Source organism: Pseudomonas sp. GW531-T4 (assembly GCF_017349615.1).
GTDB classification, from domain to species: domain Bacteria; phylum Pseudomonadota; class Gammaproteobacteria; order Pseudomonadales; family Pseudomonadaceae; genus Aquipseudomonas; species Aquipseudomonas chlororaphis_I.
Genome location: NZ_JACMZT010000001.1, coordinates 191,896 through 211,361 on the forward strand (window position 1 = coordinate 191,896; position 19,466 = coordinate 211,361).

At 62.5% G+C, this 19,466-nt stretch carries 20 protein-coding genes; 13 read left to right on the top strand and 7 right to left on the bottom strand.

What is annotated here, in order from left to right:
* The first annotated feature begins 7 nt into the window (after window positions 1-7).
* The 3 genes from thiE (at window position 8) to J4D28_RS00910 (ending at window position 2,704) form a co-directional block, all read left to right on the top strand.
* Window positions 8-625, top strand: a complete 618-nt coding sequence (gene thiE / locus J4D28_RS00900) for a thiamine phosphate synthase (RefSeq protein WP_028683497.1) — start codon at window positions 8-10, stop codon at window positions 623-625.
* A 24-nt stretch (window positions 626-649) separates the two neighbouring features.
* Window positions 650-1,933 (top strand): glutamate-1-semialdehyde 2,1-aminomutase, encoded by a 1,284-nt coding sequence (gene hemL, locus J4D28_RS00905; protein WP_009045779.1) that lies wholly within the window; start codon window positions 650-652, stop codon window positions 1,931-1,933.
* Window positions 1,934-2,149: 216 nt separating this feature from the next.
* Complete coding sequence (locus tag J4D28_RS00910; protein ID WP_007927077.1) at window positions 2,150-2,704, top strand: tetratricopeptide repeat protein; 555 nt, start codon at window positions 2,150-2,152, stop codon at window positions 2,702-2,704.
* A gap of 47 nt (window positions 2,705-2,751) precedes the next feature.
* Here J4D28_RS00910 and J4D28_RS00915 read toward each other — a convergent pair whose 3' ends face one another.
* On the bottom strand, window positions 2,752-3,078 hold the full coding sequence (locus J4D28_RS00915; RefSeq protein WP_007927079.1) for a DUF1820 family protein: 327 nt from the start codon (window positions 3,076-3,078) through the stop codon (window positions 2,752-2,754).
* A 134-nt stretch (window positions 3,079-3,212) separates the two neighbouring features.
* Between J4D28_RS00915 and miaB the strand changes: the two genes are divergently transcribed.
* From miaB to lnt, 5 genes are all read left to right on the top strand, one after another.
* A complete protein-coding gene (miaB, locus tag J4D28_RS00920; protein ID WP_177477861.1) occupies window positions 3,213-4,541 on the top strand; it encodes a tRNA (N6-isopentenyl adenosine(37)-C2)-methylthiotransferase MiaB in 1,329 nt (442 codons plus the stop codon).
* 178 nt (window positions 4,542-4,719) lie between these two features.
* The gene (locus tag J4D28_RS00925; protein ID WP_023969268.1) at window positions 4,720-5,739 is read left to right on the top strand and encodes a PhoH family protein; all 1,020 of its coding nucleotides are present in this window, start codon (window positions 4,720-4,722) and stop codon (window positions 5,737-5,739) included.
* Entirely contained in the window at window positions 5,732-6,226 is a 495-nt protein-coding gene (gene ybeY, locus J4D28_RS00930) for an rRNA maturation RNase YbeY (RefSeq protein WP_007927084.1), read from the top strand. The genes J4D28_RS00925 and ybeY overlap by 8 nt, the downstream gene beginning before the upstream one ends.
* A 5-nt stretch (window positions 6,227-6,231) precedes the next feature.
* Window positions 6,232-7,071, top strand: a complete 840-nt coding sequence (locus J4D28_RS00935) for an HlyC/CorC family transporter (protein ID WP_007927086.1) — start codon at window positions 6,232-6,234, stop codon at window positions 7,069-7,071.
* Window positions 7,072-7,079: 8 nt separating this feature from the next.
* Complete coding sequence (gene lnt, locus J4D28_RS00940) at window positions 7,080-8,603, top strand: apolipoprotein N-acyltransferase (RefSeq protein WP_009051024.1); 1,524 nt, start codon at window positions 7,080-7,082, stop codon at window positions 8,601-8,603.
* Window positions 8,604-8,675: 72 nt separating this feature from the next.
* On the opposite strand, the gene J4D28_RS00945 is transcribed toward lnt, so the two are convergent.
* Together J4D28_RS00945 and J4D28_RS00950 are read right to left on the bottom strand one after the other, a co-directional pair.
* On the bottom strand, window positions 8,676-9,446 hold the full coding sequence (locus tag J4D28_RS00945; protein WP_009051025.1) for a YdcF family protein: 771 nt from the start codon (window positions 9,444-9,446) through the stop codon (window positions 8,676-8,678).
* Between the two features lie 127 nt (window positions 9,447-9,573).
* Window positions 9,574-9,894, bottom strand: a complete 321-nt coding sequence (locus tag J4D28_RS00950) for a hypothetical protein (protein WP_009051026.1) — start codon at window positions 9,892-9,894, stop codon at window positions 9,574-9,576.
* Between the two features lie 259 nt (window positions 9,895-10,153).
* On the opposite strand from J4D28_RS00950, the gene leuS reads away from it, so the two are divergent.
* The 5 genes from leuS to J4D28_RS00975 all read left to right on the top strand — a co-directional run bounded on the left by leuS (window position 10,154) and on the right by J4D28_RS00975 (window position 16,288).
* On the top strand, window positions 10,154-12,760 hold the full coding sequence (leuS, locus tag J4D28_RS00955) for a leucine--tRNA ligase (RefSeq protein ID WP_009051027.1): 2,607 nt from the start codon (window positions 10,154-10,156) through the stop codon (window positions 12,758-12,760).
* Window positions 12,761-12,848: 88 nt separating this feature from the next.
* Window positions 12,849-13,454, top strand: coding sequence for an LPS assembly lipoprotein LptE (gene lptE / locus J4D28_RS00960; protein WP_009051028.1), 606 nt, complete (start codon window positions 12,849-12,851; stop codon window positions 13,452-13,454).
* Between the two features lie 39 nt (window positions 13,455-13,493).
* On the top strand, window positions 13,494-14,531 hold the full coding sequence (holA, locus tag J4D28_RS00965; protein WP_009051029.1) for a DNA polymerase III subunit delta: 1,038 nt from the start codon (window positions 13,494-13,496) through the stop codon (window positions 14,529-14,531).
* Window positions 14,532-14,742: 211 nt separating this feature from the next.
* Window positions 14,743-14,904: an alternative ribosome rescue factor ArfA gene (arfA, locus tag J4D28_RS00970; RefSeq protein ID WP_007927093.1), complete on the top strand. Its 162-nt coding sequence runs from the start codon at window positions 14,743-14,745 to the stop codon at window positions 14,902-14,904.
* A gap of 61 nt (window positions 14,905-14,965) precedes the next feature.
* The gene (locus J4D28_RS00975) at window positions 14,966-16,288 is read left to right on the top strand and encodes a lytic murein transglycosylase (RefSeq protein ID WP_009051030.1); all 1,323 of its coding nucleotides are present in this window, start codon (window positions 14,966-14,968) and stop codon (window positions 16,286-16,288) included.
* Window positions 16,289-16,364: 76 nt separating this feature from the next.
* Here J4D28_RS00975 and J4D28_RS00980 read toward each other — a convergent pair whose 3' ends face one another.
* The 4 genes from J4D28_RS00980 to J4D28_RS00995 form a co-directional block, all read right to left on the bottom strand.
* Window positions 16,365-17,312: an LD-carboxypeptidase gene (locus J4D28_RS00980; RefSeq protein ID WP_009051031.1), complete on the bottom strand. Its 948-nt coding sequence runs from the start codon at window positions 17,310-17,312 to the stop codon at window positions 16,365-16,367.
* 167 nt (window positions 17,313-17,479) lie between these two features.
* On the bottom strand, window positions 17,480-18,502 hold the full coding sequence (gene lipA, locus J4D28_RS00985; RefSeq protein WP_103330761.1) for a lipoyl synthase: 1,023 nt from the start codon (window positions 18,500-18,502) through the stop codon (window positions 17,480-17,482).
* 1 nt (window position 18,503) lies between these two features.
* Entirely contained in the window at window positions 18,504-19,151 is a 648-nt protein-coding gene (gene lipB / locus J4D28_RS00990; RefSeq protein WP_038635509.1) for a lipoyl(octanoyl) transferase LipB, read from the bottom strand.
* Window positions 19,151-19,426: a DUF493 domain-containing protein gene (locus J4D28_RS00995; protein WP_008152827.1), complete on the bottom strand. Its 276-nt coding sequence runs from the start codon at window positions 19,424-19,426 to the stop codon at window positions 19,151-19,153. The genes lipB and J4D28_RS00995 overlap by 1 nt, the downstream gene beginning before the upstream one ends.
* Between the last annotated feature and the right edge of the window lie 40 nt (window positions 19,427-19,466).

The window sequence follows — 19,466 nt, forward strand, 5'->3', positions numbered from 1 at the left end:
CCGCTCGATGAAACTACGTGGTCTGTATGCCATTACCGACAGCCAATTGTTGGCCGGCAAATTCCTGCAGTACGTGGAGGCGGCGCTCGACGGTGGCGTGACCCTCCTGCAATACCGCGACAAGAGCAGCGACGAAGCCCGCCGCCTGCGCGAAGCCGAAGCCCTGCACAGCTTGTGCGAGCGCTACAAGACCCAACTGATCATCAACGACGATGCCGAACTGGCTGCGCGCATCGGCGTCGGCGTGCACCTGGGCCAGACCGACGGCCCGCTGACTCCGGCCCGCGCCCTGCTCGGCCGCCAGGCGATCATCGGCTCGACCTGCCACGCCCAACTGGAACTGGCCGAGCAAGCCGCCAAAGAAGGCGCCAGTTATGTCGCCTTCGGTCGCTTCTTCAATTCCAACACCAAGCCCGGCGCACCGGCGGCCAACCTGGAGCTGCTGGACCAGGCCCGCCCCCGGCTGCACCTGCCGATCTGCGCGATCGGCGGCGTCACCCTGGAGAACGCCGCGCCGCTGGTCGCCCATGGTGTCGACCTGCTGGCCGTGGTCCATGGCCTGTTCGGCGCCGATAGCGCCCAGGAAGTGACCCGCCGTGCCCGCGCCTTCAACGCCCTCTTCTAACCGCTGATTTCCGAGAGCCCGATCATGTCTCGTTCCGAAACCCTGTTTGCCAATGCCCAGAAACACATCCCCGGTGGCGTGAACTCGCCCGTGCGTGCGTTCAAGAGCGTGGGTGGCACGCCGTTGTTCTTCAAGCACGCCGAAGGCGCCTACGTCACCGACGAAGACGACAAGCGTTATGTGGACTACGTCGGTTCCTGGGGCCCGATGATCCTCGGCCACAGCCATCCGGACGTGCTGGACGCGGTGCGCAAACAGCTGGAACACGGCCTGTCCTACGGCGCCCCGACCGCCATGGAAACCGAAATGGCCGACCTGGTCTGCTCCATCGTGCCGTCCATGGAAATGGTGCGCATGGTCAGCTCCGGCACCGAAGCGACCATGAGCGCGATCCGCCTGGCCCGTGGTTTCACCGGCCGCGACAGCATCATCAAGTTCGAAGGCTGCTACCACGGCCACTCCGACAGCCTGCTGGTCAAGGCCGGCTCCGGCGCGCTGACCCAGGGCGTGCCTAGCTCGGCCGGCGTACCGGCGGCCTTCGCCAAACACACCTTGACCTTGCCGTTCAACGACATCGACGCGGTCGAGAAGATGCTCGCCGAAGTCGGCCAGGAAGTAGCCTGCATCATCGTCGAGCCCGTAGCCGGCAACATGAACTGCGTGCCACCGGCGCCGGGTTTCCTCGAAGGCCTGCGCAGCCTGTGCGACAAGCACGGCGTGGTGCTGATCTTCGATGAAGTGATGACCGGCTTCCGCGTCGCCCTCGGCGGCGCCCAGGCGCACTACGGCGTTACCCCGGACCTGTCCACCTTTGGCAAGATCATCGGCGGCGGCATGCCGGTGGGCTGCTTCGGCGGCAAGCGCAAGATCATGGAACACATCGCGCCGCTGGGCCCGGTCTACCAGGCCGGCACCCTGTCGGGCAACCCGCTGGCCATGGCCGCCGGCCTGACCACCCTGCGCCTGATCAGCCGCCCGGGCTTCCATGCCGAGCTGAGCGACTACACCAGCCGCCTGCTCGACGGCCTGCAGCAACGCGCTGACGCCGCCGGTATCCCGTTCGTGACCACCCAGGCGGGCGGCATGTTCGGCCTGTACTTCAGCGGCGCCGACGACATCGTCACTTTCGACGACGTGATGGCCAGTGATGCCAACCTGTTCAAACGCTTCTTCCACCTGATGCTCGAAGGCGGTGTCTACCTGGCCCCGAGCGCCTTCGAAGCCGGCTTCACCTCGATCGCCCACGGCGACGCCGAGCTGAAACTGACCCTGGACGCGGCCGAACGCGCTTTCGCCGCCCTGAAGTAACCCTCCCCGTAAAACCGGCTCCAGCACTTCCTGGCGCCGGTTTTACGCGGCATTCGCGCCCCAACTCCCGAAACAGCCCCGAAAGCGGCGGATATCGCGCCCGCGCAGCAGAAAAACGAGTAAAGACTTTGTAAGGTTGGCCCTGCTTATTTCATAATGCGCGCTTATTGGATCCCTCGATGGGTCCGCGCGCCCTTCAGAGGTAAGTCGATTCCCATGAACCGCACCGGCCGCGCCCTTGCACTGGGCTGCCTGTTGCTCCTTCAGCCCCTGCTCGCGCACGCACAAGCAGGCGGCAACTCGTTGTTGATCCCAGCGATGGGTCGCTGCACCCTCAATACTCAGTCACAGGATCTGTCCGAGGCCCTGGCGGTCTGCCAGAAGGCGGCTGACGAAGGGGATGCGCAAGCGCAATACGAGTTGGGCGAGTTCTACTACGAAGGTAAAAATACCCCGCGCGATCTCAATCAGGCCCTGAGCTACTTTGAAAAGGCCTCGCTGCAAGGCCACGCCCAGGCGCAATTCAAGCTCGGCACCATGTTCTTCCGCGGCGAAGGCGTACCGGCCAACAACGTCCAGGCTTATATCGTGCTGAAGATGGCGGCGGTCAATGGCGCCGAAGAGGCACTGGACACGGCCGACGAAGTGGCCGAGCACATGCAGCGCGATGAGCTGGAAGTCGCCACCCAGGTGCTGGGGCAGATTTTCCGCAAATACCTGATGGAACTGCAGAGCGCCGACGGGCGTTCGCCCTTCTCACCCCTGCCTTGATGACATCGCGAGCAAGCTTGCTCGCGATAGCACACTCGATACAGCCCTTACTTCTCAGGCATCGGCATCGGAAACGGCATGACGTTGCTCACGCCACGCGCCTCGCTGATCTTCGGCGTGCCCAGGCGCTCGACCTCGTCGATACGCACGATCGAATGCATCGGCACAAAGCTGCGCACCACACCTTCGAACTGGGCCTTGAGCTTCTCTTCGCTCGGATCGACGACCACTTGCGTGCGCTCGCCAAAGACGAACTCTTCCACCTCCAGGAAACCCCACAGATCACTTTGATAGATCTGCTTGGCGTACATTTCGAACACCTGTCCCTGGTTGAGGAAAATCACCTTGTAGATTGGAGCTTCACGTTTGGTCATGGTGGGCGGGTAACACATCGGGGATATAAAAGAGGGCGCGAACTATAGCATAGCCACCGGACGCGCAGCGGTAGGAACCTAAGGCCATGTTCCCTATAATGCGCGGTTCTTTGAATCACGTGATGACCCCTTCCATGGCCAAGAAGCTTTACATAGAAACCCACGGTTGCCAGATGAACGAGTACGACAGCTCGCGCATGGTCGATCTGCTGGGTGAACACCAGGCCCTGGAAGTCACCGCCCGCGCCGAAGACGCGGACGTCATCCTGCTCAACACCTGCTCGATCCGCGAACGGGCCCAGGACCGGGTGTATTCCCAACTGGGTCGCTGGCGCGAGCTGAAGCTGGCCAACCCGGACATGGTCATCGCCGTCGGCGGTTGCGTGGCGAGCCAGGAAGGCGCGGCGATCCGTGACCGGGCACCGTACGTCGACGTGGTCTTCGGCCCGCAGACCCTGCACCGCTTGCCGGAAATGATCGATGCCGCCCGCAGCAGCAAGCTGCCGCAGGTCGACGTCTCGTTCCCGGAAATCGAAAAATTCGACCACCTGCCAGAGCCGCGCATCGACGGCCCGAGTGCCTATGTCTCGGTGATGGAAGGCTGCAGCAAGTACTGCACCTTCTGCGTGGTGCCCTACACCCGTGGCGAGGAAGTCAGCCGGCCGTTCGACGACGTGATCTCCGAAATCATCCACCTGGCGGAAAACGGCGTGCGCGAAGTCACCCTGCTGGGGCAGAACGTCAACGGCTACAAGGGCCAGACCCATGACGGCCGCCTGGCCGACCTCGCCGAACTGATCCGCGTGGTCGCGGCGGTCGATGGCATCGAGCGCATCCGCTACACCACCTCCCATCCGCTGGAGTTCTCCGACAGCCTGATCCAGGCCCACGCCGAGGTTCCGGAACTGGTGAAACACCTGCACTTGCCGGTGCAATCGGGCTCCGACCGGATTCTCGCAGCCATGAAGCGCAACCATACGGCGCTGGAATACAAGTCCAAGCTGCGCAAACTGCGCGCCGCCGTGCCGGGTATCTGCATCAGCTCGGACTTCATCGTCGGTTTCCCCGGTGAGACCGAAAAAGACTTCGAACAAACCATGAAGCTGATCGAAGACGTCGGCTTCGACTTCTCCTACTCGTTCGTCTACAGCCAGCGCCCGGGCACCCCGGCGGCCGATCTGGCGGACGACACCCCGGAAGAGCTGAAAAAGGAACGCCTGAACGCGCTGCAACACCGGCTGAACCAGCAAGGATTCGAAATCAGCCGACAGATGGTCGGCTCGATCCAGCGCATCCTGGTTACCGATTACTCGAAGAAAGACCCGGGCGAACTGCAGGGGCGGACCGAGAACAACCGTATCGTCAACTTCCGCTGCGACAATCCAACCCTGATCGGCCAGTTTGCCGACGTGCATATCGACTCGGCCCAGCCTCACTCGCTGCGCGGATCGCTGCTGCAATAACCTCCTGCCGATGCTGGCTGACCAGCGGTAGCGGCCTCGGGCACGCCATCGCTGGAAAGCCGGCTCCCAAGGAAAATGTGGCGAAAGACATTGCTTTGTATAAGAGCTTTCGCACCCAGGCCACTGGCGTTATCCTTGAATTCATCCTTTATTGCCGTTGGGCGGCTAAAAAACGACCTTGAACGCACCCATAGAACCACATCGTTTTATCCTCGAGCCCTTTGAGGCTCGCCGCTTCGCCAATCTGTGCGGGCAATTCGACGAGCATTTGCGCTTGATCGAGCAGCGCCTGACCATCGAGATCCGCAACCGCGGCAATCAGTTCGAGCTGATCGGCGAACCCAAGCACACCACCTCCGCGGAAAACCTCCTGCGCCGCCTGTACCGGGAAACCAAGGGTACCGAGCTGTCGCCGGACATGGTGCACCTGTTCCTCCAGGAATCCGCCGTCGAAGAGCTGAACAACCACCCTGTCGCCGAAGCGGCCGTGGCCCTGCGCACCAAAAAAGGCATGATTCGCCCACGCGGTTTGAATCAGCAGCGCTACGTCAAGGAAATCCTCGGCAACGACATCAACTTCGGCATCGGCCCGGCCGGTACCGGCAAGACCTACCTGGCCGTGGCTTGTGCGGTAGACGCACTGGAGCGCGAGCAGGTACGGCGCATCCTGCTGGTGCGCCCGGCGGTCGAGGCCGGCGAGAAACTCGGCTTCCTGCCTGGCGACCTGGCCCAGAAGATCGACCCGTACCTGCGCCCGTTGTATGACGCCCTGTATGAAATGCTCGGCTTCGAACATGTCGCCAAGCTGATCGAGCGCCAGGTCATCGAGATTGCGCCGCTGGCCTACATGCGCGGCCGTACGCTGAACAACAGCTTCATCATCCTCGACGAAAGCCAGAACACCACCGTCGAGCAGATGAAGATGTTCCTGACCCGGATCGGCTTCGGTTCCACCGCGGTGATCACGGGCGACATCACCCAGGTCGACCTGCCCAAGGGCACCAAGTCCGGCCTGGCCCATGTGATCAACGTCCTCAAGGATGTGCCGGGCATCAGCTTCACCCACTTCATGCCCAAGGACGTGGTGCGCCATCCGCTTGTGCAACGCATCGTCGAAGCCTACGAGCGTTTCGAACAGCGCGTGGCCGACGAGTCCGCCCAGCCCGCCGCGGAAAAAGGCAATCGCCACGATGCTTGAGCTTGATCTGCAACTGGCAAGCGACAAGCCTGCTCCCAGCGAAGCCCTGTTCCGCCAATGGTGTGAGCTGGCCCTGCGCCAGCGCACCGCCGACTCGGAACTGACCATCCGTCTGGTGGACGAGCCTGAAGGCCGCGAACTGAACCGCACCTGGCGGCAGAAGGACTATGCCACCAACGTCCTGTCGTTCCCCGCCGATGTGCCGGACGAGCTGCTGGACATTCCATTGCTCGGCGACCTGGTGATCTGCGTCGAAGTGGTCGAGCGCGAAGCCGCCGAACAAGGCAAGGACCTCCAGGCCCACTGGGCCCATCTGGTGATTCACGGCTGCTTGCATCTATTGGGTTACGACCACATAGATGACGACGAAGCCGAAGAAATGGAAGCACTGGAACGAACGTTGCTTGCAGAACTGGGTCATCCCGACCCTTATGCGGACGACGAAACCGAAGAACATCCATCTGTAACAACCAAGGATTTAGAGTAATCGCTATGAGCGAAGACCGATCGAGCAGCGGGCAAAAGTCGTGGCTGGGAAAACTGACCCAGGCTTTTGCCCATGAGCCGAAAAACCGCCAGGAGCTGCTGGAGCTGCTGCGCGAAGCCCATCAGAACAAGTTGCTGGACAGCGAAGCGCTGGCCATCGTCGAAGGCGCCATCCAGGTCGCTGACCTGCAGGTACGGGACATCATGGTTCCGCGCTCGCAGATGATCAGCATCAAGGCAACCCAGACTCCCCGCGAATTCCTGCCGTCCGTCCTCGATTCCGCGCACTCGCGGTATCCGGTGATTGGCGAAAGCCATGACGACGTCATGGGCGTTCTGCTGGCCAAGGACCTGCTGCCGCTGATCCTCAAGGAGAACGGCGACAGCTTCAACATCAAGGACCTGCTGCGTCCAGCGACCTTCGTGCCCGAGTCCAAGCGCCTGAACGTGCTGCTGCGCGAGTTCCGCGCCAACCACAACCACATGGCCATCGTCATCGACGAATACGGCGGCGTGGCGGGGCTGGTGACCATCGAGGACGTGCTGGAACAGATCGTCGGCGATATCGAAGACGAGCACGACGTCGAGGAAGACAGCTACATCAAGCCCCTGCCGAGCGGCGATTTCCTGATCAAGGCGCTGACGCCGATCGAGAACTTCAACGAGTTCTTCGACAGCGAGTTCTCCGACGACGAATTCGACACCGTCGGCGGCCTGGTGATGAGCGCGTTCGGGCACCTGCCTAAACGCAACGAAATCACCGAAATCGGTGCCTATCGCTTCCGTATCCTGAATGCCGACAGTCGTCGGATTCATCTGCTGCGACTAACGCCTATCCCCCGTTAAGGATCGACATGCTGCGCTTAACCCGCCCCGGCTGGCCCGGTAACCTGCTGGCCATGGCGGCTGGCGCAATCACCACCCTGGCCCTGGCGCCATACGACATCTGGCCGCTGGCACTGCTGGCGGTCGGCTTCTTTTATGCCGGCCTGCGCGAGCTGAGCCCGCGTCAGGCGCTGTGGCGCGGCTGGTGTTTCGGCTTCGGCCTGTTTGCCGCCGGCACGAGCTGGATCTACGTCAGCATCCATACCTACGGTGGCGCCTCGGTGCTGCTGGCCAGTTTGCTGATGCTGGCCTTCATTGCCGCCATCGCCTTCTTTTTCGCCCTGCCGGCCTGGATCTGGGCGCGCTGGCTGCGGCGCAATGAGGCCCCCCTCGCCGACGCCCTGGCCTTCGCCGCCCTCTGGGTGGGCCAGGAAGCCTTCCGCGGCTGGTTCCTGACGGGCTTCCCCTGGCTCTACTCCGGCTACAGCCAGCTCGACGGCCCTCTGGCCGGCCTGGCCCCGCTGGGTGGCATGTGGCTGATCTCCTTTACCCTGGCGCTGACCGCCGCCCTGCTCTACAACCTGCCGGGCCTGATCCGCGCCGGGCGCAAGGGGTTTATCGCCGCCGGCCTAGTGCTGCTGGTCGCCCCCTGGGTGATCGGCATCGCGCTCAAGGGGCACGCCTGGACCAGCCCGTCGGGCGAGCCGCTGACCGTAGCGGCGATCCAGGGCAATATCGAACAGAGCCTGAAGTGGGACCCCGCACAGCTCAACTCCCAACTGGCGCTGTACCGCGACATGAGCTTCGGCTCCAAGCGCGTGGATCTGCTGGTGTGGCCGGAAACCGCGGTGCCGGTGCTCAAGGAGTCGGCCGAAGGTTATCTGAACATGATGGGCAACTTTGCCGCCGACCGGCATTCGGCGCTGATCACCGGCGTACCGATCCGCCAGGAAGTGCACCACCAGAAACGCTACTTCAACGGCATTACCGTGGTCGGCGAAGGCGATGGCGAATACCTCAAGCAGAAGCTCGTGCCCTTCGGTGAGTACGTGCCCCTGCAAGACCTGCTGCGCGGCCTGATCGCGTTCTTCGACCTGCCCATGTCGGACTTCGCCCGCGGCCCTGCCGACCAGCCTTTGCTGCAAGCCAAGGGCTACCAGATCGCGCCGTTCATCTGCTATGAGGTGGTGTATCCGGAATTCGCCGCCGGCCTGTCAGCCCGCAGCGACCTGCTGCTGACCATCAGCAACGACACCTGGTTCGGCACTTCGATCGGCCCGTTGCAACACTTGCAGATGGCCCAGATGCGCGCCCTGGAAGCCGGCCGCTGGATGATCCGCGCTACCAACAACGGGGTGACCGGCCTGATCGATCCGTTCGGCAAGATCACCGTGCAGATTCCGCAGTTCGAACGCGGGATCCTGTACGGCGAAGTGGTGCCGATGCACAACCTGACGCCTTACCTGCAGTGGCGCTCCTGGCCACTGATCATCCTGAGCGTCCTGCTATTCGGCTGGGCCCTGCTGGCCAGCCGGATCGCCAAGACCGTCTGACCTCATCGCGAGCCTGCTCGCTCCTGCCGGGGATTTGCGATTCCTGTGGGGGCGGACTGGCTCGAGATGAACCTAGTCCTCTCCACGATAAAACAGCTTGTAGCCCACCAGCCCCACCGCCTCGTTCAGTAACTGGCCGCTCTGCCAGATCGACTTGAACTCCGGCATCCAGCCGCCCAGCGGCCTGGCGTTATCCACCCCGAGGAATCCCACGGGGGCCGGCACCACGGTGAATCCTGCCTGCTCGAAACTCCAGACAGCCCGCTGCATATGCCAGGCCTGGGTGACCAGCACTATGCGTTTGACACCTTGCGGCTCCAGCACTTGTGCGGTGAATTGGGCGTTTTCCCAGGTCGTGCGGCTACGCCCTTCCTGCCAGCGCACCTTCACGTCGAAATCGTTCAGCAACGACTCGGCCATCAGCGCCGCTTCCGTAGGCGGCGTGCCGTAGTGCAGGCCTCCGCTGGTCAGGATCGGCAACCCGGAAGCCTTGGCCAGGCGCGCCGCGTAACGCTGACGCTCGAGCCCGACCCCGGTCGGCTGGTCGGATCCCCAGGCCGGATCGCCACGCTCCCGCCCCGAGCCCAGCACCACGATCGCATCGGCCTGTTCGGCCAGGGTCGACCACTGGCTTTGCGTCAGCGCCGGCTCACTCTCCAGGGCACCCGCGCCCCACTCCACCATCACAGGCAGGCTCATCAGCCAGAACCCGCCCAGGCCGAGGGCAAAACACGCACCGGCCAATCGCGGCCTCGAGCGACGAAACCACCAGGCGAACAGAAGCAGCAGCAACAGAAGGCCGGGCGGCAGGAGTAGTTGTTTGACGAAATAACGAAAAGGCATCGAGCATCTCCAAAGATGCTCGAAGCCTAAGTGGGTAAAAGCAAAGCAACAACAGATACGAAACAGATTTTGCGCACAAGGTACGCGGCGTTGACGCTGCGCAGATGCCCGAACGGGCTGCGCAGACTCACTTGAAGTGCAGGGATCGGACCTTTACCGCATCCCGGGCGGGCACCTTGTCTTTCAACCAGATGACCTTGGCCGAATGTGGAGTCACTTCGTGCCTCAGGCATTCGAGCACGCTCAATTGCGTCTCACGTTCGCTACGATCCAGATAGGCTTTGATCACCTCGAGCTCGGCATGACTCAGGCCCCGCAACTCCAACTCCGCAGGACGCTCATTACGCAAGCTTCCTGCTGTTCTCGCTGTATCCAGGGCCAAAGCCAGACGATCTATCAATCGTTCGTACAACTCGGGTTTTGTAACTTTCCGCTGCGACTCAACCATCCACTCACCTCATGAAAGTAAGACTCACTCCCCTTTTTGAGCTTAGCCGCACTGCCGAAACCGGCCGGGTGCCGCGACCAACGGCCCACGGCGCGTAATCAGGGTTTCCCTCGGTAGAGCGCGGTCATGTATGCTACGGCGCTTCCTGTAACTCCACTTCCAGCTCGACTGGGTAGCGAAAACGCCACATTTGGCGTCATCACCGCCCAACGTTGCATTGAAGAGGATTAGGCCACCCCTATTCAGTTCAAAAGTAGCCATGCACGAACACTATCAGCCCCGTGAAATCGAAGCCGCCGCCCAGTCGTTCTGGGATGAGCAAAAGTCCTTTGAAGTCAGTGAACAGCCAGGCAAGGAGACTTACTACTGCCTGTCGATGTTCCCTTACCCCAGCGGCAAGCTACACATGGGGCATGTGCGTAACTACACCATCGGCGACGTGATCTCCCGCTACCAGCGCATGCAAGGCAAGAACGTGCTGCAACCCATGGGTTGGGACGCCTTCGGCATGCCGGCGGAAAACGCCGCGATGAAGAACAACGTCGCACCGGCCAAGTGGACCTACGAAAACATCGCCTACATGAAGTCCCAGCTGCGCAGCCTGGGCCTGGCGGTGGACTGGTCCCGCGAAGTCACTACCTGCAAGCCGGACTACTACCGCTGGGAACAGTGGCTGTTCACTCGCCTGTTCGAAAAAGGCGTGATCTACCGCAAGAACGGCACCGTGAACTGGGACCCGATCGACCAGACCGTCCTGGCCAACGAACAGGTGATCGACGGTCGCGGCTGGCGCTCCGGCGCGCTGATCGAAAAACGCGAAATCCCGATGTACTACTTCAAGATCACCGCCTACGCGGATGAGCTGCTGGAGAGTCTCGACGAGCTGCCGGGCTGGCCCGAGCAGGTCAAGACCATGCAACGCAACTGGATCGGCAAATCCCGTGGCATGGAAGTGCAATTCCCCTACGACCAGGCCTCCATCGGCGAAGCGGGCGCACTGAAAGTCTTCACCACCCGCCCTGACACCCTGATGGGCGCGACCTACGTTGCCGTGGCCGCCGAGCACCCGCTGGCCACCCTGGCGGCGCAGAACGATCCGGCGCTGCAAGCCTTTATCGCCGAGTGCAAGGGCGGCAGCGTCGCTGAAGCCGACATTGCCACTCAAGAGAAGAAAGGCCTGCCGACTTCGCTGTTCGTCGAACACCCGCTGACCGGTGAAAAACTCCCGGTATGGGTCGCCAACTACGTGCTGATGCACTATGGCGATGGCGCGGTAATGGCTGTTCCGGCGCACGATGAGCGCGATTACGAATTCGCCACCAAGTACAACCTGCCGATCAAGAACGTGGTGCGCACCAGCGCTGGCGACGAAACGCCTGCGCCTTGGCAGGACGCCTACGGCGAGCACGGCGAACTGATCAACTCCGGCGAGTTCAACGGCCTGGATTTTGCCGGCGCCTTCGACGCCATCGAAGTGGCCCTGCTGAAGAAAAACCTTGGCCAATCCCGTACCCAGTTCCGCTTGCGCGACTGGGGCATCAGCCGCCAGCGCTACTGGGGCTGCCCGATCCCGATCATCCACTGCGACAGCTGCGGCGATGTACCGGTACCGGAAGACCAACTGCCGGTAGTACTGCCGGAAGACGTGGTGCCGGACGGCGCCGGCTCGCCACTGGCGCGCATGCCCGAGTTCTACGAGTGCAGCTGCCCGAAATGCGGCAAGCCTGCCAAGCGTGAAACCGACACCATGGACACCTTCGTCGAGTCCTCGTGGTACTACGCCCGCTACGCCTCGCCAAAATACGAGGGTGGCCTGGTCGACCCGGCCGCGGCCAACCACTGGCTGCCGGTGGACCAGTACATCGGCGGTATCGAACACGCGATCCTGCACCTGCTCTACGCCCGCTTCTTCCACAAGCTGATGCGCGACGAGGGCCTGGTCAGCTCCAACGAGCCGTTCAAGAACCTGCTGACGCAAGGCATGGTGGTCGCCGAGACCTACTATCGCCGCGAAGCCAACGGTGCCTACACCTGGTACAACCCGGCCGATGTCGAGCTGGAGCGTGACAGCAAGGCCAAGATCGTCGGCGCCAAACTGATCAGCGACGGCCTGCCGGTGGAAATCGGCGGTACCGAGAAAATGGCCAAGTCGAAGAACAACGGCGTCGACCCTCAGTCGATGATCGAGCAGTACGGCGCGGACACCTGCCGCCTGTTCATGATGTTCGCTTCGCCACCTGACATGAGCCTGGAATGGTCCGACTCCGGCGTCGAGGGTGCCCATCGCTTCCTCAAGCGCGTCTGGCGCCTGGCCCAGTCTCACGTAGCCCAGGGCCTGCCGGGCGCACTGGAACTGGGTGCGCTGAACGACGAACAGAAAGTCATTCGTCGCGCCATCCACCTGGCGATCAAGCAAGCCAGCCAGGACGTCGGCCAGAACCACAAATTCAACACCGCCATCGCTCAGGTCATGACGCTGATGAACGTGTTGGAAAAAGCACCGCAAGCCACCCCGCAGGACCGTGCCCTGTTGCAGGAAGGCCTGGAAACCGTGGCCCTGCTGCTGGCGCCGATCACCCCGCACATCAGCCACGAGCTGTGGAGCCAGCTGGGTCGCAGCGGCGCCATCATCGACGCCGGCTGGCCGGTGCTGGATGAGAACGCGCTGGTTCAGGACAGCCTGCAACTGGTCATTCAAGTGAATGGCAAACTGCGTGGCCAGATCGAAATGCCAGCCAGCGCCAGCCGTGAAGAGATCGAAGCCGCCGCTCGAAGCAACGAGAACGTGCTGCGCTTCACCGAAGGCCTGACGATTCGTAAAGTGATCGTCGTGCCTGGCAAGCTGGTCAATATCGTCGCTAGCTAATTGGATCAGGCGTCAGCCCAAGGCTGACGCCGAATAAAACCTCCAGGGCCGCCCTGTCGGCCCACATGGTTTCAAGGGGAGCAACAAGATGATCAAACGCAACCTCCTGGTGATCGGCCTGGCCGTACTGCTGAGCGCCTGCGGCTTTCAGCTGCGCGGTACCGGCACCACCGAACTGGCGATCAAGGAACTCGACCTGAGCGCCCGCAACGCTTACGGCGAAACCGTGACCCAACTGCGCCAGGTCCTGCAGAGCAGTGGCGTCAAGGTCTATGCCGGCGCGCCTTACAAGCTGGTGCTGACCCGCGAACAGGAATCCCAGCGCAGCCTCAGCTACGCCGGTGCCGGTCGTTCGGCCGAGTATGAAATGACCACCGTGCTGAACTACGAAATCCAGGGCCAGAACAACCTGTCCCTGCTCAGCGACAAACTGCAAGTGCAGAAGGTCTACATCCACGACGGCAACAACCTGGTGGGTTCCGACCAGGAGTCGCTGGAAGTGCGCAAGGAAATGCGTCGCGACCTGGTGCAGAACATGATGCTGCGCCTGCAACTGCTGACCCCGACCCAGCTGGATCAACTGCAGCAGACCGCGGATGCTCGTGCCAAGGCCGAGGCCGAGGCGCTGGAAGCCGCGCAGAAGGCTGAGGCGGAAACCCCGCAACAGTCGCCCATGCAGTTGCCGAACCAGTAAGTCTCGTGGGGCGCGCAAGCGCCCCGCTTGCCCTTCCTTATGAAACTCGCCCCCGCTCAACTCGGCAAACACCTGCAAGGCACGCTCGCACCGATCTACGTCATCAGTGGCGATGATCCGTTGCTGTGCCAGGAAGCCGCCGATGCCATTCGCAGCGCCGCCCGCCAGCAGGGCTTCGATGAACGCCAGGTATTCAGCGCCGACGCCAATTTCGATTGGGGCACCCTGCTGCAAGCCGGTGCGAGCATGTCGCTGTTCGCCGAAAAACGCCTGCTGGAACTGCGCCTGCCTTCGGGCAAGCCCGGCGACAAAGGCGCAGCGGCCTTCATCGAATACTGTTCACGGCCGGCCGAAGACACCCTGCTGCTGATCAGCCTGCCCAAGCTCGATGGCAGCGCGCAAAAGACCAAGTGGGGCAAGGCCCTGATTGATGGCGAGCAGACCCAGTTCATCCAGATCTGGCCGGTGGATGCCAGCCAGTTGCCGCAGTGGATTCGCCAACGCCTGTCCCAGGCCGGGCTTTCCGCCAGCCAGGACGCCGTGGAACTCATCGCGGCCAGGGTAGAAGGCAACCTGCTGGCCGCGGCCCAGGAAATCGAAAAGCTCAAGCTGATGGCCGAGGGTGGCCAGATCACGGTGGAAACCGTGCAAGCGGCAGTCGCCGACAGTGCGCGCTTCGACGTTTTCGGGCTGGTGGACGCGATCCTCAACGGTGAGGCGGCGCATGCCCTGCGCATGCTCGAAGGCCTGCGCGGCGAAGGTGTCGAGCCTCCGGTGATTCTCTGGGCACTGTCCCGGGAACTGCGGTCGCTGGCCAATATGTCGCTGCAGTACAGCCAGGGCACTCCGCTGGATAAAGTGTTCAGCCAGGCCCGCCCGCCCGTCTGGGACAAACGCAAGCCGCTGATGAGCAAGGCCCTGCAGCGCTATTCCGCGCCACGCTGGGCGCAATTGCTGCTCGATGCCCAGCGCATCGATGCGCAGATCAAGGGGCAGGCTGCTGGCTCGCCCTGGAGCAGCCTGAGCCGCCTGTCGCTGCTGATGGCCGGACAACGCCTGCCTCTCCCCGCCGAATAACCTGACACTTTGTAGGAGCGAGCTTGCTCGCGATCAGCGCCAGCCGGTACCGCGGTTTCCTGGCCGATCGCTATCGCGAGCAGGCTCGCTCCTACAGGTTCGGGAGATCCAACGAAAGACACTGAAAAATCCTACACATCACAGGGCTGGACAGCGGGGTAAAGCTGGCCGATCATCTGCCGCGCAAACCCACCTCAAGCGAGAACCCAAAATGAGCAAGCCATCCAAGCATGGCCCCAACAAGGCCAAATCCATCATCGCCCAGCCCCTGTTCCGCAGTCGTCAGGAACGACCCGCCAAGGGCAAAGGCAGCTACCGCCGCGAAGCCTTCCAGTCTAAAAGCTGGGAGGCTTCTTACTTTCTGGCTGCATAAAGCAGAGAACCCCGCCGGCGTGATAAGGTCTGTATCTGATTCGTATTCTCTGGACCTGTGCATGCCCTTCTGTCTTTCCCGTCGTTGGCACCTGCGCCAACTGATCGCTGCCTCCAGCCTTGCCCTGCTCGTCGCCTGCGCGGAAAAACCCACCGCCGCCGATGCCCAGCCACTCCAAAGCATTCAAGCCGCCCCTCTCGCCGCGCCTGCAACCGTCGCTCCGCTGGCCGTCGACAACCTGGACATCCAGCCAACCCAGACCTTTGCCCAGTGGCAGGCAGGTTTCCGTGTCGAAGCCCTGAACGCAGGGATCCGCGCCGATCTTTTCGACCGGGCGTTCGCCGGTATCACCCCGGACATGGGCGTGATCAAGGCCGACCGCAGCCAGCCGGAATTCACCCGGCCGGTGTGGGAGTACCTCGACGGCGCCCTGTCGCCGTTGCGTGTGCGCAAAGGCCAGGCGCTGATCAATCAGTACGCCGACATCCTGCAGCAGATCGAACAGCGTTATGGCGTCGATCGCCAGGCGCTGGTAGCGGTCTGGGGCATGGAAAGCAATTTCGGTGAGTTCCAGGGCAACAAATCGGTCATCCGCTCCCTCGCGACCCTGGCCTACGAAGGCCGTCGCCCGGCCTTTGCCAACAGCCAGCTGCTGGCCGCCCTGCAGATTCTCCAGCACGGCGATATTCAACCCGAGAAGATGCTCGGCTCCTGGGCCGGCGCAATGGGGCAGACCCAGTTCATCCCAACCACCTACAACACCCACGCCGTGGACTTCGACGGCGATGGCCGCCGCGACATCTGGAACAGCCCGGCCGACGCCCTGGCCTCGACTGCGCACTATCTGCAAAGCTCCGGCTGGCAGAAAGGCCAGCCATGGGGTTTCGAAGTGGAGTTGGCGAGCGGCTTCGACTATGCGCTGGCGGACGGTGCGATCCGTAAACCGGTATCCGAGTGGCTGCGCCTGGGCATGAAGCTGCCCAACGGCGCCAGCGTTCCGCCAGGCTCCGAGCAGCTTTCGGCGGCCTTGCTACTGCCAGCGGGTTATCGCGGACCGGCGTTCCTGATCCTCGACAACTTCCGCGCCGTTCTGAAGTACAACAACTCTTCGTCCTATGCCCTGGCGGTGAACCTGCTGTCGCAACGCTTCAACGGTTCAGGCTTGATCAACGGCGTCTGGCCGAAAGACGACATGCCCCTCAGCCGCTCCGAGCGCATCGAGTTGCAGAGCCTGCTCAGCGCCAACAATTACGATGCTGGCAACCCGGACGGCATTATCGGCGCCAATACCCGCAAGGCGATTCGCAGCGCGCAGCAATCGCTGGGCTGGCCTGCCGATGGCTATCCGACCCACAAGCTGCTGGAGAGCCTGCGCTCGCGTTGAGCCGGCCTGCGCGCCAATCACCAGGGTCATCGTCTTGGACACGCTCGCTCCCACAAGGGGAGCGGGCACGGGCTGATCAGCCGAACACCACGTCCTGTTCCAGGATCAACTGCTTCTCCCCCGCATCCAGCCTGACCATCGCCCCCAACGGCAGGGTCAGGTTCGGATCGCAGTGGCCACTGCGCCACCCAGCCAGCACCGGGATGCGCAGGGGTTCGAAGGTCTGCTTGAGCAGCCCGGCAAGCGCCTGGGGCTCCACGCCCGCCACATCCCCCACCAGCACACCACGAAGCCTGTCGAGCGTGCCGGCCAGGCGCAGGTGCGTCAGCAGACGGTCGATCCGGTACAGCGGCTCGTTGATGTCTTCGATGAACAGAATGATGCCGTCAGCATTGATCTCGTACGGCGTGCCCATGGTCGCAGCGATCAACGACAGATTGCCCCCCAGCAGTTGGCCGCAGGCGATGCCGGGCTCGATGGTGGTCAAGGGATAAGCCGCCGGATGCGCCAGCAGGCTGCCAGCCTTCAGTTGCCCCCTGAGCAGGCTGAACAGCGAAGACTCGGTCGGTGGCTGTTTTTCGCCCAGCAGGTCGGCATTGAGCATCGGCCCGTGAAAGGTCACGAACCCCGCATGACGATTGATGGCCAGATGCAGCGCGGTGATGTCGCTGTAGCCGACAAACGGCTTGGCATGGCGGCGTAACAGGTCGTAGTCGATCCGGTCGAGCAAGCGTGGGCTGCCGTAGCCACCCCGCAGGCACAGGATCGCATCGACATCGTCATCGGCGAAAGCGGCGTGCAGGTCGTTCAGGCGGACCTCGTCGCTACCGGCCAGATAGCCGTCCTTCTGCTGGATCCCGGGGTAGATCCGCAGCGAATAACCTCGAGCGCGCATCCAGCGGGCGGCTTGCTCGGTATCCAGGGCCGCGGGCCCGGCAGGTGCAATCAAGCCGATCAGCCCTTGCGAAGGCAGCGCCGGCACCGGCCGTTGCGCACAAAGGACGTCAGTCGGTTGGAGGGTCATCCAATGGTTCTCCCTGTGTGGATTCTCTAGTGCACAGTAGCCATGAAAGCGGGCAAACAGAAGTGCCGAAACGCCACGGCGCTTGCAGGAAAAGTCTATGAAGGGAGAGAGATGCGGGCGTAACGGAAGATGACGCCCGCAAGGAAAGACCTTGCGGGCGCATTACATCAGGAGACCAGGCCTTCTTTGGCCAGCTTCGCCTGCTCGTCGGCGTGGTAGGAGGAACGTACCAGCGGGCCCGAGGCGACGTTCTTGAAGCCCATCTTGTAACCTTCCTCGGCGAACCAGGCGAAGGTGTCCGGGTGCACGAAACGCTGCACCGGCAAGTGGCTGCGGGACGGTTGCAGGTACTGGCCGAGGGTCAGCATGTCGATGTCGTGCTCGCGCATGCGCTTCATGACTTCGATGACTTCGTCGTCGGTCTCGCCCAGGCCCAGCATCAGGCCGGATTTGGTCGGTACGTGCGGCACCAGCTGCTTGAACTTCTGCAGCAGGGTCAGCGACCACTGATAGTCCGAACCCGGACGCGCGGCCTTGTACAGGCGCGGTACGGTTTCCAGGTTGTGGTTGAACACATCCGGCGGCTCGGCGGCGGTGATTTCCAACGCGACGTCCATGCGGCCACGGTAGTCCGGGACCAGGGTTTCCAGCTGCACGTTCGGCGACAGCTTGCGGATTTCGCGGATGCAGTCGGCAAAGTGCTGGGCACCGCCGTCGCGCAGGTCGTCGCGGTCGACCGAAGTAATCACCACGTACTTCAGGCGCAGGTCGGCGATCGCTACCGCCAGGTTCATCGGCTCATCGACGTCCAGAGGCTTCGGACGGCCGTGACCGACGTCGCAGAATGGGCAGCGACGGGTGCAGATGTCGCCCATGATCATGAAAGTCGCGGTACCGCCGGAGAAGCACTCACCCAGGTTCGGGCAGGAGGCTTCTTCGCAGACGCTGTGCAATTTGTGCTTGCGCAGCAATTGCTTGATCCGGTCGACTTCCGGGGACACCGGAATTCGCACGCGAATCCAGTCCGGTTTCTTCGGCAGTTCGGTGGTCGGGATGATCTTCACCGGGATACGTGCGACTTTCTCGGCACCGCGCAATTTAACGCCGGTTTCAACTTTCGCACGGGCCGGGCGCTCGGAAACATCCAGCGTCGGGATCAGGGTTTGCACAGTGTCTTGCGCAGTAGTCATATCAGTCGATTCCGCCCGTTAGGGTCGTCTGCTCAGCATAGTCGAGGTGTTTGACGAGCTGCGCACGCAGCCGGGCACTTACCTCGGCAAATTCAATCGGTCCTGCGTGGTCGCTCAGCTGGGTCATTGCCAGCCCGGCATAGCCACAGGGGTTAATCCGTCGAAACGGCTGCAGATCCATGTCCACGTTCAAGGCCAGGCCATGAAAGGAACAACCATGGCGGATCCGCAGGCCCAGGGAGGCGATTTTCGCGCCATCGACGTAAACGCCGGGGGCATCCGGCTTGGCCGCCGCAGCCACGCCGTAGCCGGCCAGCAGCTCGACCAGGCACTGCTCCATCCGGCTGACCAGGTCTCGCACGCCAAAACCCAAACGGCGCACGTCCAGCAGCAGATAAGCCACCAGTTGGCCAGGACCGTGATAGGTCACCTGGCCACCCCGGTCGACCTGCACTACCGGGATATCCCCGGGAAGCAACAGGTGTTCGGCCTTGCCCGCCTGGCCCTGGGTAAAGACCGGTGGATGTTGCACCAGCCAGACTTCATCGGGAGCGTCGGTGCCGCGTTCGTTGGTAAAGCGTTGCATGGCCTGCCAGACCGGCTCGTAGGCCATCTGGCCGAGCTCGCGAAAGCCCAGCGTTTGTGGCATCACAGCACCATGTGCACGAAACCGGTGGCCCGCAACTCGCTGTTGATGTCGTACAGCTGTTCTTGACCGGTGGCGATGATGTGCAGCTGGATGGTCGTGTACTTGCCGTTGGTGCTCTGGCGCTCGGCCAGGGTCTTGTGGTCAACGGTCGCGTGTTTTTCAAGGATCGCGATGATCTTGTCCTTGAAACCCACGCCGGTGTCGCCGATCACCTTAATCGGGTAATCCGCGCAGGGGAATTCGATCTTTGGCGCCTTTACTTCGGTGTCTGTCATGGCGTAACGGCCTCGTAAGCCGTGGCGACGGACGCGGCCC

Excerpts from the sequence above, each read along its gene's own strand:
- thiE (WP_028683497.1), top strand. The coding sequence starts at position 8 with ATGAAACTACGTGGTCTGTATGCCATTACCGACAGCCAATTGTTGGCC.
- hemL (WP_009045779.1), top strand. The coding sequence starts at position 650 with ATGTCTCGTTCCGAAACCCTGTTTGCCAATGCCCAGAAACACATCCCC.
- J4D28_RS00910 (WP_007927077.1), top strand. The coding sequence starts at position 2,150 with ATGAACCGCACCGGCCGCGCCCTTGCACTGGGCTGCCTGTTGCTCCTT.
- J4D28_RS00915 (WP_007927079.1), bottom strand. The coding sequence starts at position 3,078 with ATGACCAAACGTGAAGCTCCAATCTACAAGGTGATTTTCCTCAACCAG.
- miaB (WP_177477861.1), top strand. The coding sequence starts at position 3,213 with ATGGCCAAGAAGCTTTACATAGAAACCCACGGTTGCCAGATGAACGAG.
- ybeY (WP_007927084.1), top strand. The coding sequence starts at position 5,732 with ATGCTTGAGCTTGATCTGCAACTGGCAAGCGACAAGCCTGCTCCCAGC.
- J4D28_RS00935 (WP_007927086.1), top strand. The coding sequence starts at position 6,232 with ATGAGCGAAGACCGATCGAGCAGCGGGCAAAAGTCGTGGCTGGGAAAA.
- lnt (WP_009051024.1), top strand. The coding sequence starts at position 7,080 with ATGCTGCGCTTAACCCGCCCCGGCTGGCCCGGTAACCTGCTGGCCATG.
- J4D28_RS00945 (WP_009051025.1), bottom strand. The coding sequence starts at position 9,446 with ATGCCTTTTCGTTATTTCGTCAAACAACTACTCCTGCCGCCCGGCCTT.
- J4D28_RS00950 (WP_009051026.1), bottom strand. The coding sequence starts at position 9,894 with ATGGTTGAGTCGCAGCGGAAAGTTACAAAACCCGAGTTGTACGAACGA.
- leuS (WP_009051027.1), top strand. The coding sequence starts at position 10,154 with ATGCACGAACACTATCAGCCCCGTGAAATCGAAGCCGCCGCCCAGTCG.
- lptE (WP_009051028.1), top strand. The coding sequence starts at position 12,849 with ATGATCAAACGCAACCTCCTGGTGATCGGCCTGGCCGTACTGCTGAGC.
- holA (WP_009051029.1), top strand. The coding sequence starts at position 13,494 with ATGAAACTCGCCCCCGCTCAACTCGGCAAACACCTGCAAGGCACGCTC.
- arfA (WP_007927093.1), top strand. The coding sequence starts at position 14,743 with ATGAGCAAGCCATCCAAGCATGGCCCCAACAAGGCCAAATCCATCATC.
- J4D28_RS00975 (WP_009051030.1), top strand. The coding sequence starts at position 14,966 with ATGCCCTTCTGTCTTTCCCGTCGTTGGCACCTGCGCCAACTGATCGCT.
- J4D28_RS00980 (WP_009051031.1), bottom strand. The coding sequence starts at position 17,312 with ATGACCCTCCAACCGACTGACGTCCTTTGTGCGCAACGGCCGGTGCCG.
- lipA (WP_103330761.1), bottom strand. The coding sequence starts at position 18,502 with ATGACTACTGCGCAAGACACTGTGCAAACCCTGATCCCGACGCTGGAT.
- lipB (WP_038635509.1), bottom strand. The coding sequence starts at position 19,151 with ATGCCACAAACGCTGGGCTTTCGCGAGCTCGGCCAGATGGCCTACGAG.
- J4D28_RS00995 (WP_008152827.1), bottom strand. The coding sequence starts at position 19,426 with ATGACAGACACCGAAGTAAAGGCGCCAAAGATCGAATTCCCCTGCGCG.